The 15115-nt window shown below is 59.9% G+C and carries 13 protein-coding genes and 2 pseudogenes; 11 read left to right on the top strand and 4 right to left on the bottom strand.

From position 1 onward, the window contains the following. Window positions 1–460 precede the first annotated feature (460 nt). Window positions 461–1483, top strand: a pseudogene (locus FJ950_RS24525) (IS110 family transposase). A gap of 911 nt (window positions 1484–2394) precedes the next feature. On the opposite strand, the gene FJ950_RS24520 reads toward FJ950_RS24525, so the two are convergent. Next, on the bottom strand, window positions 2395–2943 hold the full coding sequence (locus FJ950_RS24520) for a hypothetical protein (protein WP_246677762.1): 549 nt from the start codon (window positions 2941–2943) through the stop codon (window positions 2395–2397). 67 nt (window positions 2944–3010) lie between these two features. Here FJ950_RS24520 and FJ950_RS24515 point away from each other — a divergent pair, with 67 nt between their 5' ends. Then, window positions 3011–3766: a hypothetical protein gene (locus FJ950_RS24515; RefSeq protein ID WP_140619257.1), complete on the top strand. Its 756-nt coding sequence runs from the start codon at window positions 3011–3013 to the stop codon at window positions 3764–3766. Between the two features lie 105 nt (window positions 3767–3871). Further along, window positions 3872–4147 carry a hypothetical protein gene (locus FJ950_RS24510; protein ID WP_140619255.1) on the top strand — a complete coding sequence of 92 codons (276 nt, stop codon included), beginning with the start codon at window positions 3872–3874 and terminating at the stop codon, window positions 4145–4147. A 1-nt stretch (window position 4148) separates the two neighbouring features. On the opposite strand, the pseudogene FJ950_RS24505 reads toward FJ950_RS24510, so the two are convergent. Next, window positions 4149–4742, bottom strand: a pseudogene (locus tag FJ950_RS24505) (SOS response-associated peptidase family protein). Window positions 4743–5485: 743 nt separating this feature from the next. On the opposite strand from FJ950_RS24505, the gene FJ950_RS24500 reads away from it, so the two are divergent. The 3 genes from FJ950_RS24500 to FJ950_RS24490 all read left to right on the top strand — a co-directional run bounded on the left by FJ950_RS24500 (window position 5486) and on the right by FJ950_RS24490 (window position 8506). Further along, complete coding sequence (locus FJ950_RS24500; RefSeq protein ID WP_140619313.1) at window positions 5486–6454, top strand: helix-turn-helix domain-containing protein; 969 nt, start codon at window positions 5486–5488, stop codon at window positions 6452–6454. Window positions 6455–6588: 134 nt separating this feature from the next. After that, a complete protein-coding gene (adh, locus tag FJ950_RS24495; protein WP_140619254.1) occupies window positions 6589–8106 on the top strand; it encodes an aldehyde dehydrogenase in 1518 nt (505 codons plus the stop codon). Between the two features lie 67 nt (window positions 8107–8173). Then, window positions 8174–8506, top strand: coding sequence for a DUF779 domain-containing protein (locus FJ950_RS24490; RefSeq protein WP_140619252.1), 333 nt, complete (start codon window positions 8174–8176; stop codon window positions 8504–8506). A gap of 254 nt (window positions 8507–8760) precedes the next feature. Here the strand turns inward: FJ950_RS24490 and hemN are convergent, their stop codons facing one another. Continuing rightward, window positions 8761–10110: an oxygen-independent coproporphyrinogen III oxidase gene (gene hemN, locus FJ950_RS24485; protein WP_140619250.1), complete on the bottom strand. Its 1350-nt coding sequence runs from the start codon at window positions 10108–10110 to the stop codon at window positions 8761–8763. 162 nt (window positions 10111–10272) lie between these two features. On the opposite strand from hemN, the gene FJ950_RS24480 reads away from it, so the two are divergent. Continuing rightward, window positions 10273–11001 carry a Crp/Fnr family transcriptional regulator gene (locus FJ950_RS24480; protein ID WP_140619311.1) on the top strand — a complete coding sequence of 243 codons (729 nt, stop codon included), beginning with the start codon at window positions 10273–10275 and terminating at the stop codon, window positions 10999–11001. Window positions 11002–11003: 2 nt separating this feature from the next. Here the strand turns inward: FJ950_RS24480 and FJ950_RS24475 are convergent, their stop codons facing one another. Next, on the bottom strand, window positions 11004–11546 hold the full coding sequence (locus FJ950_RS24475; RefSeq protein ID WP_348641128.1) for a hemerythrin domain-containing protein: 543 nt from the start codon (window positions 11544–11546) through the stop codon (window positions 11004–11006). A 110-nt stretch (window positions 11547–11656) separates the two neighbouring features. Between FJ950_RS24475 and ccoN the strand changes: the two genes are divergently transcribed. The 4 genes from ccoN to ccoP are packed head-to-tail and all read left to right on the top strand — an operon-like array spanning window position 11657 to window position 15038. Beyond that, window positions 11657–13267: a cytochrome-c oxidase, cbb3-type subunit I gene (gene ccoN, locus FJ950_RS24470; RefSeq protein WP_140619248.1), complete on the top strand. Its 1611-nt coding sequence runs from the start codon at window positions 11657–11659 to the stop codon at window positions 13265–13267. 11 nt (window positions 13268–13278) lie between these two features. Continuing rightward, the gene (gene ccoO, locus FJ950_RS24465; protein WP_140619246.1) at window positions 13279–14010 is read left to right on the top strand and encodes a cytochrome-c oxidase, cbb3-type subunit II; all 732 of its coding nucleotides are present in this window, start codon (window positions 13279–13281) and stop codon (window positions 14008–14010) included. A gap of 12 nt (window positions 14011–14022) precedes the next feature. Continuing rightward, complete coding sequence (locus FJ950_RS24460; protein WP_140619244.1) at window positions 14023–14172, top strand: cbb3-type cytochrome c oxidase subunit 3; 150 nt, start codon at window positions 14023–14025, stop codon at window positions 14170–14172. A 2-nt stretch (window positions 14173–14174) separates the two neighbouring features. After that, complete coding sequence (ccoP, locus tag FJ950_RS24455; protein WP_140619241.1) at window positions 14175–15038, top strand: cytochrome-c oxidase, cbb3-type subunit III; 864 nt, start codon at window positions 14175–14177, stop codon at window positions 15036–15038. Window positions 15039–15115: the final 77 nt, after the last annotated feature.

Raw genomic sequence — 15115 nt, 5'->3', positions numbered from 1 at the left:
TTAGCGGTTGAGCAACCCTGCGACGAGAACAAGTATCAACGCCGCGTCGCCACTCGAAATGCGCCGACAGCGCCTCGGACAAAAAAGCTTTGGCGAGGTGACGGCATCTCGTCGATATTTTCGGCTAACGCCTTCGGGCGCTTGCACCCAAGCTTTCGCGTGAAGCTCAATCCGGTGCCTGGAACCCCGGCATTTATTCGACGGCCCTGAGTCCCGATGTGAGCCCAGCGCGTGAAGGCCACTTCCCCGTCAGGACTAATATAAGTCGCGAAGGCTGGCATTCGGCTTTCTAGATAGTGATCGCATCAAATCGCCCTTCCGGACGAGATGAGTTGGACAGCGGGATGCCAGCTTTAGATGATCTCCTCCTGGTAGCTGTCAGTCCGCTTGTGATGCGGTGGACGGCTCTCCTCCCGCCCTGCGGTATGATCGTTGGGCCAGAAGCTGGAGGAGATCTATAATGGGCAACGTTACGACGATTGGTCTGGATATTGCGAAGTCAGTGTTTCAAATCCACGGGGTGGATGCGGCGAGTGAGGTTGTCGTTCGCAGGAAGCTGACGCGTGGGCGCGTGATGGCATTCTTCGAGAGCCTGCCACGTTGCCTGGTCGGTATCGAAGCCTGCAGCTCGTCGCATTATTGGGCGAGAGAACTGACTGCACGTGGCCATGATGTGAGATTACTGCCGGCACAATATGTGAAGCCTTATCTGAAGCGGCAGAAGAATGATGCCGCAGATGCAGAGGCGATCTGCGAGGCGGTCACTCGGCCGACCATGCGCTTCGTGCCTGTGAAATCACCCGAGCAGCAAAGTGTGATGATGCTGCACCGGGTCCGGTTGATGCTCAACCGCCAGCGCACGCAGATATCGAACGCGTTGCGGGCACACCTATCCGAGTTCGGGATCGTAGCGCCGATCGGGCGGAATGGGATTGAGCAACTGCTCGTGGTCGTCAACGACGAGAACGAGGCCAGGATACCAGCTGACGCGCGGCTATGCCTTGGCATGCTTGAGCGCAGCTCGGGGTCGTGAAGAAACAGATACTCGAGAACGATCGTAGGGTTCGGGCGAATGCGCGTGAGACCGAGCTTGGTCGCAGGTTGATGGAGATCCCAGGCGTCGGCCCGCTGCTGGCGAGTGCATTCGTGGCTACGGTCGCCGATGCGCATGCGTTCAAGTCGGGGCGCTGTCTATCGGCATGGATCGGACTCGTGCCGAAGCAGAACTCGAGCGGGGGAAAGGAGAGGCTCGGCAGTATCTCCAAGGCCGGCAATCGCTACTTGCGGCAGTTGCTCGTGGTGGGTGCGATGGCGGTCATCCGCTATGCCGAGCGCAACGGTACCAGGAGGGCCATGGCTCGTGCAGTTGATGGCGCGGCGAACAGCCAAGGTTGCGGCGGTTGCGTTGGCCAACAAGACCGCCCGGATGGTCTGGGCACTGATGACGAACGGCGAGCGCTACAGGGACCCGGTCATCGCATAGAACAAGATAAGGCGAGCGATCGCTGACGAGGTTGGAAAGGGCGGACAGGAGCTAATGCACAAAGCCGGTTGATACCGCCGGATCAGGAAAACCCACTGGGGCCGTGCACCTCGAGTGCGAGCTTACGATCGGGACCTGAGACGCGCGAATGGCATTATGGCCAGCGGCACATGATAGGCCGCACCTACAGGTCGGATACATGGCCGCACCAACCAGCAACGGCAACGCTCAAAGAATCCCTTGCCAACGGAGAGCCGTCCATACACGGCCCCTGAGCGGACACTCTTCACACTAGGCTCATCATTTTCAGGAACAGCATCGACCGCGACCAAGATAGCTGCAGCTTGGCAAGCGAACCCGGCGAACATCAGCCAGGCCGCCGCGCGATGAAAATGGAAATCTCGCCCGTCGAGATACCCAACGGGTAGCGCGAAGTCGTCGTGCAGCGCACCATACGCTGCCAACCCACCAGCAATGCCGCGATGGCTGCCGCCAACCCACCATCGCTTCGATTCTTCTCCTTCCGATCCCATTTCAGACGCACAGCTTGAGATGGCCGCTCCGAGGCGCGGCGTGCGCACCATCGACGAGGAGAGCGAAGCCGACGGGAATGCGTAGGCAGTCACAGCATTTTTCTCTCCTGTCTTTCCAGACGATGCGCTTCGCCTCCCTCTATCTCCACGCCGGCGACTGCCGGCGTTCAAGCAAGAACGGCGTATAAGCCGCAGTCCTTCGCGCGTCCGCAACGGTGGACGGGTGTCGCGCGGAGGACGGAGGAAATTCGCCCCCGCCGCGGGCGGTAAACGGGACAGCCGTAGGAGCGTCAGCATAGCGCCGGCCGCAGGACGGGACGCGGGACCGACTGTCCCCGTCCGCGGCGGTCCGCCAGTCTTGCACCGTTTCGGCTCGCCTCAATTGCGTGGCAGCTTGTGAATTTCCAGCCTGACAGGCCCGCCCCTGTCACAACTCGTGCAGAAAAGCGCGCGCTCGACTGAACTGAACAGAGCGCCTTTTCCATAGCGTTCGATGAGCCCGGCAGGCTTTACCGTTGCATGGTTCGAACAGGATCTGCACCAGGCCCGCAACACATGCCATTCGCGAAGATCTCCGAGCGCAATATCGAGACCGGCGTGAACGCTGCCGTCGATGATGGCCTGCGGTGCGATCTTCACTTCGCCTGGTGTCAGGATTTTCTCCATCACATGCCGACTGTTGTAGTGGATCAGCAACATGCCCGGCCGGCGCCGGATGGCGGCTTGCCAGGCTGCCTGACTCACTGTCGAGTCAGGGGAACGCGAAATGGTTTCGGACAAAGCCTGCTCCTCGCGATCCCATACCTCGATCCGAAAATTGTCTTCCGCTGTTTTCGCCATAGCTTCGCCGGCCAGCGCGATTGACGCCGGCCATGGTTTGCTGCTCAAGATTACGCTGAAATAAGGAACATATTCCTCTCTCGTCAAGGGCGCTCTTGACACTTTGTTCTCATTTTGTTCACTATTGGCTGACTAGCCCAATAGGAGGCGAACCATGGAACTTCGCTTGAACATTGAGGACGCCACGGCGCAGGAGCTTGCGCGCGGTATCGCGGCAGCAGAAGCAGTGTTTGAACGCGCCGGCATTACGGCTTTGCAGGGTGCGGAAGGCCTGTTTGCGTTGGAAAGCTGGGATATTAAGGGCTTTCCCGAGGACGATAAGCCTACCGCGGAGGAGGACCGAGCCGCCACAATTTGGTTGGAGGCCGACGAGGCTGCCGCGGTTGCATGTTGTGCGGGCTGGCCGGAAGAAAAAGTTCCGCACCATCAGATCATGGAATTGATCGACATTCCCCGCACGAAATTGCAAGCTCAAGCGGATCCAGACACCTGGCCGCAGCGGAAGCAACTTTATCCTGATGTCGTCAAACGCCTGGAGATTTCGACCGGTCCGGATCGCCACATCGATTTCGATATTGCCTTCGTTCTCGGTTGGGTTCCCGAGCGGCCGACGCTGGATCGGGTTGAGCCGCTCTCGGAGGATGGCGACCGCATCCCCTTCTTCACCAGTGACCTTGCACAGGTTAAAGAGATGGCACGCAAAGCGCTTAAGGACTGGACCATCGAGATTGATCGAGATCCCTGCGATGCCCATGTTTTCGACCCATTCGCCAGCGATGACGATGATGAATTGCGCATGGCGGCATGGCGCGATTTCGACGGTTCCTTGCATATGGAAAAGCCGCCGGCAAATCCTGCAATCGCGCTGATCTTGGCAATGATGCGCGGCCAGTCCATGCATTTCGAATAGTGATCAAACGCAGGTCGGAGCTTACCAACGCCGTCGGCGATCGATCGCGACTGGCCACACCAGGTTGCGTTGCCGGACGATCTCTGCACCGAGCGGAACTTCACCATGATCGCGAAGTTCTGCCAGGAACGAGGGCTTAAGCACCAAACGCGGCACGTGCAGGCGAAATGGCCGAATGGCAAATATGAAAGCTATCGGCTCCACTGCTTCGGCGATGCCGCATCTGCACAGGCGTTCCGTAATCACTTCGATGGGCTGATGTTCGATCCAAGGCGGGATCGGGAGAATGGAAAGGTGCGGGGCGCCTGGCGCCGTACGGGCGAATACACACCGGTTGTCAATCTTGGTCCCCTAAGCGTGCCGGAGATATTGCGCAGCTGAGTCACGAGCTTTCGGGGCGAACTGTCTCCACCGACAGCGAGCCGGCTGGAAGCGGCCGCAAAAGCTCAGCCTCGGCCTTCGTCAGGTTGATCCAAGCCGCCCAGTTCTCGGGCTGAAGGACCACGACCTATCGATTGTGGTGCGGCGCAACATCCGGCCCGGGGTCGGTCGTCAGCATGGTGAAGGTGGGCGGCTTGTTGCCGACAGCTTCGCGCCAAAGCCCAGCGACGGCCATGAATGGAGAGCCGTTCAGCGTGAAGCGATGTTTCGCCTTCGGATATTTCGTTTCTGTGAATTCGAAGAACGCTGATGCGGTAACAAGGCAGCGTTGGCTATTCCCGAATTGCCGGCCTTCGGAGCGGAAGTTGAACACCGGGCCGCCCTTTGGTCCTGTCGGTGGAAATCCGAACGTCATCGATGCCAGTTCGATGGCATCGTCTGCAACGCGCATTATCGGCGCTGGATCATTGATGCGGACGTCGTCTGCTTGTGGCAAATCGAGTTCGGTTTGGTGGGCGGGGACTTTGAGCGCAAGCGACGCCATCATCCGGCAATAGTCGGACCAAACGACATGCTGCTCGTAATCGTTGCACATGGACGGGTCCGACCTCAGTGCTCTGTCTATACTACGGAATGCCGACACCCGATGGAAAGCGACCGGCACTCAACCCAAGAATCCCGTTCAACCAGAATACCGGCCTTCTTTGCGGCCTCAACAAGTACCTTGCGAGCACCAGCGGCCTCTTCCAGTCCCTCAATAAGACACCAATGGCATTTTTTCCACAGGAGGGGTGCATCGAAATTGGTACTGCCCTCTTGTGCTTCCGTAGCGCTTCCGCGCAAGCGCGAGGACAATTGCTAAATAATCCTCGGCTAACTATCTGCTATTTATGCTACAATTGGCGCACCCGACAGGATTCAAACCTGTGACCTCGGCCTTCGGAGGTGCGGGCTAAGCGTGGATGGGCCCGTTGCTTTCTTTCGGCCGCGACCTACTGGCCCCGACGGAGCGCAATCGCCTTGCGCCACAATCGTGTGCGGGTTTGACAAGTTTTCCGACCTCTTTTTTTGCGGCAAGCCCAACGATTTGACGCTGATTTGCGCACATCAATATCAACGGCTCCTATCACCTGTAGACGTGTGCAGTTGGCGGCCGATGGCGTGCCAATGGAACTCCCGCGGACGGTCTCCGAGCCGCCGGATGGCACAAACTAGTTCCTTCGACGAATTGACAGCTCGGTGACCAACTTGGGAAACAAGCTTCACCATGACGGGCATTTCCCTGAAAAAGAATGTGACCGAACAGACAAGGGAAAGTTTCGAGAGCGGGAGGACAGCGTGAACGGGCACTCGGCCGGCCATCATGAAGATCGCGTCCAGGCTGCGATCAATTCCGACGCGGCAGCAAAATCGGCATTGGTCGCTTCGTGGCAACGCTCCTCGAACCTGCACCGGCTTGATCCCGCCGAGCGCAAATCGCCCAAGCGTCTGACGGAAGCCGAGTTCAGAAGAGCCAGGCAGAGGATAGAGCCGCTGCAAGTGGCGGCGCAGTCCAGCCTCGACAGGCTCTATCTCGCGGTTGGCGGCGTTGGGTGCTGCGTGCTTCTGGCCGACCTCGACGGAGTTCCGGTGGATCGCCGTGGCGCTGCCTCCGACAACGAGACCTTCGAGGAATGGGGACTGTGGACGGGCTCGGTCTGGGGCGAAGAGAGCGAAGGCACCAATGGCATCGGAACATGTCTCGCCGAGCGGCGAGCGCTGACAATCCATCGTGATCAGCATTTCTATGCACGCAATACGCTGCTGAGCTGCACGACAGCGCCGATCTACGATCACGAAGGCAACCTCGCAGCGGCGCTTGACGTATCGTCTTGTCGCGCCGATCTCACCGAGGCGTTCACCAATCTGATCTCGGTCGCGGTCGCGGACGCCGCAAAGCGAATCGAGGCGGAGAACTTTCGCCGGGCATTTCCCCGTGCGCGCGTCCTTCTCCTTCCGGAAACGAATGGTGGGCTCGGCGGGCTCATCGCGATCGACTCCGACGATCTCGTGGTCGGAGCGACGCGACCGGCGCGGATCGCGCTGGGCATTTCCCAAGGATCGCTGACACGAAGCTTGGCCGCAATGGACGTGCTGAGTGGCGCCGAAGGGATGGAAGGCAGCCTCGACCGGGCCGAGCGCGCTGCGCTTCAGAGAGCCCTGGCTCATACCTCGGGGAACATTTCAGCGGCCGCCGAGGCGCTCGGAATCAGTCGGGCGACTCTGCATCGCAAGTTGAAGCGCTTCGAGTTGGGGCGTTCTCACTGAGTTTGCGACCGAAGTGTCTCAGTTCTGCGACACTCGCACGAACGACCTGGTTTCGGCGGCCTGACAATCAGCATCTGCGCAAGCATATCTCCTCCACGCGTCGCATTCCGCGGCGTCAGCTTTGGGAGGTAGATGTGAACAAGGTTGAATTCTCGCGCTCGGTCAGGGTGCCCTTCGACAAGCGTTATGGCAATTTCATCGGCGGCAAATGGGCCGAGCCGCGCTCCGGTCGCTATTTCGAAAACTTCTCGCCGGTAAATGGTCGGTTGCTGTGCGAGGTGGCCCGCTCTGACGCTCAGGACATCGAGGCTGCCCTCGACGCCGCGCATGCCGCCAAGGACACCTGGGCACGCACCAGCGTGGCCGAGCGGTCGCTCATCCTCAACCGCATCGCCGACCGGATGGAGGAAAACCTCGATCTTCTGGCGTGCGCCGAAACCTGGGACAACGGCAAGCCGATCCGTGAAACCACCGCGGCCGACCTGCCGCTTGCCATCGACCATTTCCGCTATTTCGCCGGCGCTTTGCGCGGCCAGGAAGGCAGCCTTTCCCAGATCGACGACGATACCGTCGCCTACCATTTCCATGAGCCGCTCGGCGTGGTCGGCCAGATCATCCCGTGGAACTTCCCGCTGCTGATGGCATGCTGGAAGCTTGCTCCTGCAATTGCCGCTGGAAACTGCGTCATCCTGAAACCTGCCGAGCAGACGCCGGCCGCCATCATGCTGTGGGCCGACCTTGTCGGCGACCTGCTGCCGCCGGGCGTGCTGAACATCGTCAACGGCTTCGGCCTCGAGGCCGGCAAGCCGCTCGCGTCCTCGCCGCGCATTGCCAAGATCGCGTTTACCGGCGAGACCACGACGGGCCGGTTGATCATGCAGTATGCCAGCCAGAACCTGATCCCCGTCACGCTGGAACTGGGCGGCAAGTCGCCCAACATCTTCTTCAAGGATGTCATTGCCGAGGATGATGATTTCTTCGACAAGGCGATCGAGGGCTTCGTCATGTTCGCACTGAACCAGGGCGAGGTCTGCACCTGCCCGAGCCGCGCCCTCATCCATGAAGCGATCTATGACAGGTTCATGGAGCGTGCCCTCAAGCGTGTCGAGGCCATTGTGCAGGGCGATCCGCTCGATCCGGCCACGATGATCGGCGCACAGGCCTCGTCCGAGCAGATGGAAAAGATCCTGTCCTACATCGACATCGGCCGCCAGGAAGGCGCTCAGGTGCTGACCGGCGGCGCGCGCAATGTGCTCCCTGGCGATCTGGCGGGCGGCTACTACGTCAAGCCGACCGTGTTCAAGGGCCACAACAAGATGCGCATCTTCCAGGAGGAGATTTTTGGACCGGTTGTTTCGGTCACGACCTTCAAGGACGACGCCGAGGCGCTGTCGATCGCCAACGACACGCTCTACGGCCTCGGCGCCGGCATCTGGACGCGTGACGGCAACCGTGCCTACCGCTTCGGCCGTGCGATCCAGGCCGGCCGGGTCTGGACGAACTGCTACCACGCCTATCCCGCGCATGCGGCCTTCGGCGGCTACAAGCAGTCCGGCATCGGCCGCGAGACCCACAAGATGATGCTCGACCACTACCAGCAGACCAAGAACATGCTGGTCAGCTATACCCCCAAGAAGCTCGGCTTCTTCTGATCGACTCTTTGGCTCATTGGCGCGGTCCTGGCACGGCCGCGCCATAATTTTGAAATCGGAAAAGACCATGCATGCGAAAGTCTCGGCGACGCCGGCTGCCCTTGAACTGATCGCGGAGATTGTTGCCGGTCATGGCCCGGTGCTGTTCCATCAGTCCGGCGGATGCTGCGACGGGTCCTCGCCGATGTGCTATCCGTCGGCCGGATTCATCGTCGGCGACCAGGACGTGCTGCTTGGCCACATCGGCGACGCACTGTTCTACATCGGGGCATCGCAACTCGAGGCCTGGAAGCATACCGATCTTATCATCGACGTGGTGCCTGGTCGCGGCGGTATGTTCTTCCTCGACAATAGACGGGAGAAGCGGTTCCTGACCCGGTCGACGATCTGCGCCGTATAGGCGAAAACATGCCGGTTTTGATTTCGAGCAAGGAAGGCGCCGTATCGATCTTTACGTTCCGACGATGATCTTCAATCTGCTCATCGGCACCGTCGTCATAAGTCTAACGGTCTTGATCCACCCGTTTGGTCTGATCGCCGTCACGCATGCGATGAGATACTTGGTGGCACGGTTGGTCGACCGCCTATCTGATCGCGGCAGGCACCCGCATCGGCCCGTTCAAGGCTGGCGAACACTTCTGACCGGGCCGATGTTCACACCGCTACCGAATGCCTGGCTTTGCCGGTTTCGAGATATTTGTCGAATTTCGCCGCGACGCTTCTGACAAAGGGGCGACTTTCCACCGGCACGACGAAGCGGTCACCATCAAGTTCAAGCAACCCCTCGGGATCACGCAGGGCGGTGGAGCTTGCCTTGAGCAGAAGCCTTTGGCCAGCTGCGCCAAAGCGCTCCACCAGTTCGATCGCCGAGAACGCAAAATCACACATCAGCCTCTCGATGATCCAACCGCGAACGCCGTCGTCGTCGGAAAGCGCGATACCGCGCACAGCCGCCAATCCACCGTCCGACACCATGCGTCCATACTCCGCGGTCGACGGCATGTTCTGCGCATATCCTTGGCGAAATTGACTGATGGATGATGGTCCCAGGCCGATCAATGTTTCGCAGCGATCCTCCGTGTAGCCTTGGAAATTGCGGCGCAGGCACCCGGTTCGGGCCGCTACGGCCAACGCATCGTTGGGCCTGGCGAAATGGTCGAAGCCGACGGCTTCATATCCCGCGTTCAGCATAAGACAAGCGGCCAGTTGTGATTGAGCAAACCGCTCCGCCGGACCCGGCAACCATGCCTCGTCGATCATCGTCTGATGCTTCTTGAACCAGGGCACGTGCGCGTAGCCAAACAATGCCATCCGATCCGGCTCCAGGGTCAACGCCTGCGCGACGGTGGAGGAGACGCTCTCCCTGGTTTGGTGTGGCAAGCCGTAGAGCAGGTCCAGATTGACCGAAGCGACGCCGCGCGAACGAACGCCGTCCACCACCGCTTTGGTCTGCAAAAAGCTCTGCTCGCGGTTAATTGCCTTTTGCACCTTCGGGTCAAAATCCTGAACGCCGAGGCTTGCCCGGGTCATGCCGATCTCGGCAAGCGCATCGAGCCGAGCATCATCCATATCATTGGGATCGATTTCGACGCTGATCTTGGCGTCCGGAAGGAAATCGAAGTTCGCACGCAATGCTTCACCCAGCATAACCATGTCCTCGGGCTTCAGCATCGTCGGAGAGCCGCCACCGAAGTGGACGGCGCGCACGCCCGCCTTGCCGCCGACAATACGGGCAATGGTGGCGATCTCGGCATGCAACGAGCGGAGATAGGCCGTCACCGGTTCATAGTGACGTGTCTGCTTGGTGTGACAGGCACAGAACCAGCAGAGCCTGTCGCAGTAAGGAATATGCAGATAGAGTGAAATCTCATCACCGTTCTCAAGCGCTTCCAGCCAGCTTCGATAGACAAGGGCACCGACGCCCGGGTGGAAGTGCGGCGCGGTCGGGTAGCTCGTATAGCGCGGCACGTTCTCAGCAAGTCTGGCAAGCAATTCCGGCCGCATGTCTCTACCCGCTCCACTTTGCATGGCGCGACAATGATTGCATTGGACACCGGAAGCCTTGATTTCGGTCAATGCCGTCTTGCCGCGGACAAACTGCCGCAAGGCTTTTTCTCGGACCGATGCTATATCCTGCTGGAACTTCGAATTTCTCGGGCGATCGTGGTGACAGTGCGTCAGGATGTTCACAGCGCCGGCATTCCCGTGCTTTGCCAATCGTGCGAAGCACGGCACCGCGGCGTTTGCGGCGCGCTCGATCCCGATCAATTGGTGGGGCTGGCCAAGAGCTCATCGAAGCACAGTGTTGAACCAGGCGTTGAACTGATTGGCGACACCGAGACCGTCGACAGCTATTCGAACGTGCTTTCTGGCGTCGTCAAGCTGACAAAGAGCCTTTCTGACGGACGCCAGCAGATTGTTGGCCTCCAGTTCGCCCCCGATTTTCTAGGCAGGCCCTTCAAGGTGGAAAGCGCGATCAACGCCCAAGCCGCAACCGCCGTTTCCGTGTGTTCGTTTCCAAAGGCGGCCATCGAACGGATGATGAAGGAATCACCGGAGCTTGAGCATCGTCTGCTCAAGCAGGCGCTGAATGAACTCGACGAAGCCCGCGACTGGATGTTGACGCTGGGGCGGAAGAGCGCTTCGGAAAAAGTGGCGAGTTTTCTCCTGATGATCGCCAAAAACATCGACCCCACGCTTGACGCGGCCGCCCAGTCGACATGTTTCGATCTGCCGCTGACCCGCGCGGACATCGCCGATTTCCTTGGTCTGACCATCGAAACGGTGAGCCGCCAGCTGACCAGGCTGCGATCAGATGACGTGATCCGGATAGAGAACAACAGGGAAGTGACCGTCGACAGCCTGGCCCGGCTGCAGCGACGCTCTGGCGCCTAGGCTCAATCGACGACGCCGATCATCGGCAAGACGTGCTCGCGTTCAAAGGCGATATGCCGGCGCATGCTTTCGAAGAAACCGCGCAGCATGAAGCCGACAGCCTCGGCATTCTCGACCGGCTCGCCATGGCCAATCGCCAGCAGGATTTCAGTCACCTCGCCGGCAAAGCACTCGTCCTCGACGTGTTCGGCACGCAGTCGCCGGGTTGAAGCATCGCCGCCGCTTAAAGCGGCCTCGTAGGCCGGAAAGATCACCGTCTCTTCGTATCGATGAATGCTGCGCAACAGCGGAACTATCGCGTTTGCTGCAGCCAGGGATGCCAGGCAATCGACCTTGGGCAGGGTGTCGGCGATGCTTTCCAGGGCATCGCAGAGCTGCAGCTTTTCCAGATGCGCACGCTTCATCACCGCCGCCGGGACCGTTTCTCTGTCAGATCGACCTGCCAGTATCGAACTGGCGCGACTTGTTTCGAACAGCGACGATGCCGGCTCCCTCTCCCTGTTCAATAACAGTCTCCTGATCGTTTGCGGTTCGAGGCTGCCCAATCCAAATGCAAATGGCTTTGACATGGATCAAGGCGGCGAAGGGGCGACTGCTGAATTGCTGTTCCTGCGGATTGACGTCCGCGCATCGGAGTCGACCTCGGGGACATGTCATGAAGTTCGGCACGCACATCTTCGCTTTGAGCCTGTTCACATTTGCAGCTTTTGTGGCTGCCGGCTTCGGCGTTGACGAGCCATTCCGACAGCATATGTGGGTGCTCTTCTTGGTGCTGCTCGGCTTTGTCGCTATTCTCCTTCGCAACACGAGTTTCGCGCCGGCAGTCGCGGTCGATCCATCAGCCTATATGGATGGTCCCATCCGCTACGGGGCTATCGCCACAATGTTCTGGGGTGTCGTCGGCATGCTTGTCGGCGTCGTCATCGCGTTGCAGCTTGCGTACCCGGATCTCAACATCCAGCCGTGGTTCAATTTCGGCCGCTTGCGACCGCTGCACACGTCGGGCGTCGTCTTTGCCTTCGGCGGCAACGCATTGCTCTGCACGTCTCTCTATGTCGTGCAACGAACCTGCCGCGCCCGCCTGTTCGGCGGCGATCTCGCCTGGTTCGTGTTCTGGGGCTACCAGCTTTTCATCGTCATGGCCGCGACTGGCTACCTGCTCGGCATCACTGAAAGCCGCGAATACGCGGAACCCGAATGGTACGTGGACATCTGGCTGACCATCGTCTGGGTCGCCTATCTCATCTTGTTCCTCGGCACGATCCTGAAGCGCAAGGAGCCGCATATCTACGTCGCCAACTGGTTTTACCTCTCCTTCATCGTGACCATCGCGATGCTGCATGTGATCAACAACCTGTCGATGCCGGCCTCCTTCCTCGGCTCCAAGAGCTACTCCGCCTTTTCCGGCGTCCAGGACGCCCTGACGCAGTGGTGGTACGGCCACAATGCCGTCGGCTTTTTCCTGACCGCCGGCTTCCTCGGCATGATGTATTATTTCGTGCCCAAGCAGGCGAACCGACCGGTCTATTCCTACCGCCTGTCGATCGTCCATTTCTGGGCGATCATCTTTCTCTACATCTGGGCCGGGCCCCATCACCTGCACTACACCGCCCTGCCCGACTGGGCGCAGACGCTCGGCATGGTGTTTTCGATCATGCTGTGGATGCCGTCATGGGGCGGCATGATCAACGGCCTGATGACGCTGTCGGGCGCCTGGGACAAGCTGCGCACCGATCCGATCATCCGCATGATGGTGATGGCCATCGCTTTCTACGGCATGTCCACCTTCGAAGGCCCGATGATGTCGATCAAGACAGTCAACTCCCTGTCGCATTATACCGACTGGACCATTGGCCATGTGCACTCTGGTGCGCTCGGCTGGGTCGGCATGATCTCGTTCGGCGCGATCTACTTCATGGTGCCGAAGCTGTGGAACCGCGAACGGCTTTATTCGCTGCGGCTCGTCACCTGGCACTTCTGGCTGGCGACGCTCGGCATCGTTGTCTATGCCGCGGTCATGTGGGTGTCCGGCATCATGCAGGGCTTGATGTGGCGCGAATACGACGAGCAGGGCTTCTTGGTCTACTCCTTCGCCGAAACCGTGGCCGCCATGCACCCCTACTACGTCATGCGCGCGATCGGCGGAGCCATGTACCTATCCGGCACCCTGATCATGGCCTGGAACATCGGCATGACCATTCTAGGATACCAGCGCGAGGAGGAGCCGATGCCCGGCTCTGTACCCGCCCTTCAGCCTGCCGAATAAGGAGCCAGAAAATGGGCTTGATGGACAGACACGCACTCGTCGAGAAGAACGCCACGCTTCTTCTCGTTGGCTCGCTTCTTGTGGTGACCGTCGGCGGCATCGTCGAGATCGCACCGCTGTTCTATCTCGACAACACGATCGAGAAGGTCGAAGGCATGCGCCCTTACTCGCCGCTCGAACTTGTCGGGCGCAACATCTATGTGCGCGAGGGTTGCTACCTCTGCCACAGCCAGATGATCCGGCCGTTCCGCGACGAAGTCGAGCGCTACGGTCACTACAGCCTGGCAGCCGAGTCGATGTACGATCACCCATTCCAATGGGGATCGAAGCGAACCGGGCCGGACCTAGCGCGCGTCGGCGACCGCTACTCGAATGTATGGCACGTCGACCACCTTTCGAATCCGCGTTCGGTCGTCCCGGAATCGATCATGCCCAGCTACGCGTTCCTCAAGGACGCGCCGATCGACGTGAAGGACTTCTCCACGCATCTGGTTGCCAACCGGCGGGTCGGCGTCCCTTACAACGATGACATGATCGCGCACGCCAATGCGGATTTAATGGCCCAGGCCGATCCCAACGCCGACACATCCGGCCTCGAAGCCCGCTACCCCAAAGCCAAGATCGGCGATTTCGACGGCAACCCGCAACAGGTGACCGAGATGGACGCGCTGGTCGCCTATCTGCAGATGCTGGGCACGCTGGTCGATTTCAAGAACTACGACGAAGCCGCCGGCTACCGCTGAGGAGTTTCATCCATGAATTACAATCTGATGCGGGAGTTTGCCGACAGTTGGGGTCTGGTCGCCATGGCGCTTTTCTTCGTCGGCGCTATCGCCTTCGCCCTTCGCCCTGGCAGCCGCAAGCTGGCCGACGAAGCTGCCCGGATTCCCCTTGAGGACGAGTGATCATGAGCGACGAGCACATCGATGAAATCTCTGGTGTTTCGACCACCGGCCATGAATGGGACGGCATCAGGGAGCTCAACAACCCACTTCCGCGCTGGTGGGTATGGACGTTCTACATCACCATAGTCTGGGCGATCGGCTACACCATTGCCTATCCGGCATGGCCTCTCCTGCACTCGGCAACCAAGGGTGTGCTCGGCTATTCCAGCCGCAACGATGTCGGGAACGAGCTTGCGGCGGCCGAAGTTGCGAAGGGCAAATATGTCACTGCGGTAGAATCGAAAACCGTTTCGGAGATTGCCACCGACGATGCGTTGCGCGAATTCGCGGTCGCTGCCGGTGGCGCCGCTTTCAAGGTCAATTGCGTCCAATGTCATGGCTCCGGCGCTCAGGGCTCCAAGGGCTTTCCCAACCTCAATGACGACGACTGGTTGTGGGGCGGCAAGGCCGAGCAGATCCAGCAGACGATCACGCATGGCATCCGCTTCGCATCGGATCCGGATACGCGCCTGTCGGAAATGCCGGCCTTTGGCGACATCATCACCGCAGATCAGATCAAACAGGTCAGCGCCTACGTCGCCAGTCTGTCGGGCACCGTTAGCGATCAAGCATTGGTCGAACCCGGAACCAAGGTTTTTGCCGAAAATTGCGTGGCCTGCCACGGCGACAATGCAAAGGGCAACAAGGAGCTCGGCGCCCCCGATCTGACCGATGCTATCTGGCTCTACGGGTCAGGCGAAACAGCAATCGCCGCCCAGGTCCGTGCGCCGAAACAGGGCGTGATGCCGGCGTGGGTCGGACGCCTTGGCGAAACCAGGGTCAAGGAACTGGCGGTTTACGTCCATTCGCTAGGCGGTGGGGAATAGGAACGGGGGCCTATTCCCGGCCCTTCACCGCCCAAGCGACGAGGCCCGGCTCTGCCGGGCCTCGATTTGTTTCCGTG

Origin of the sequence: Mesorhizobium sp. B2-3-14 (assembly GCF_006442175.1) — a bacterium.
Classification (GTDB): Bacteria; Pseudomonadota; Alphaproteobacteria; order Rhizobiales; family Rhizobiaceae; genus Mesorhizobium; species Mesorhizobium australicum.
Note: the sequence above shows the minus strand (reverse complement) of the source record. Positions and strands in the feature narration are given on the sequence as shown.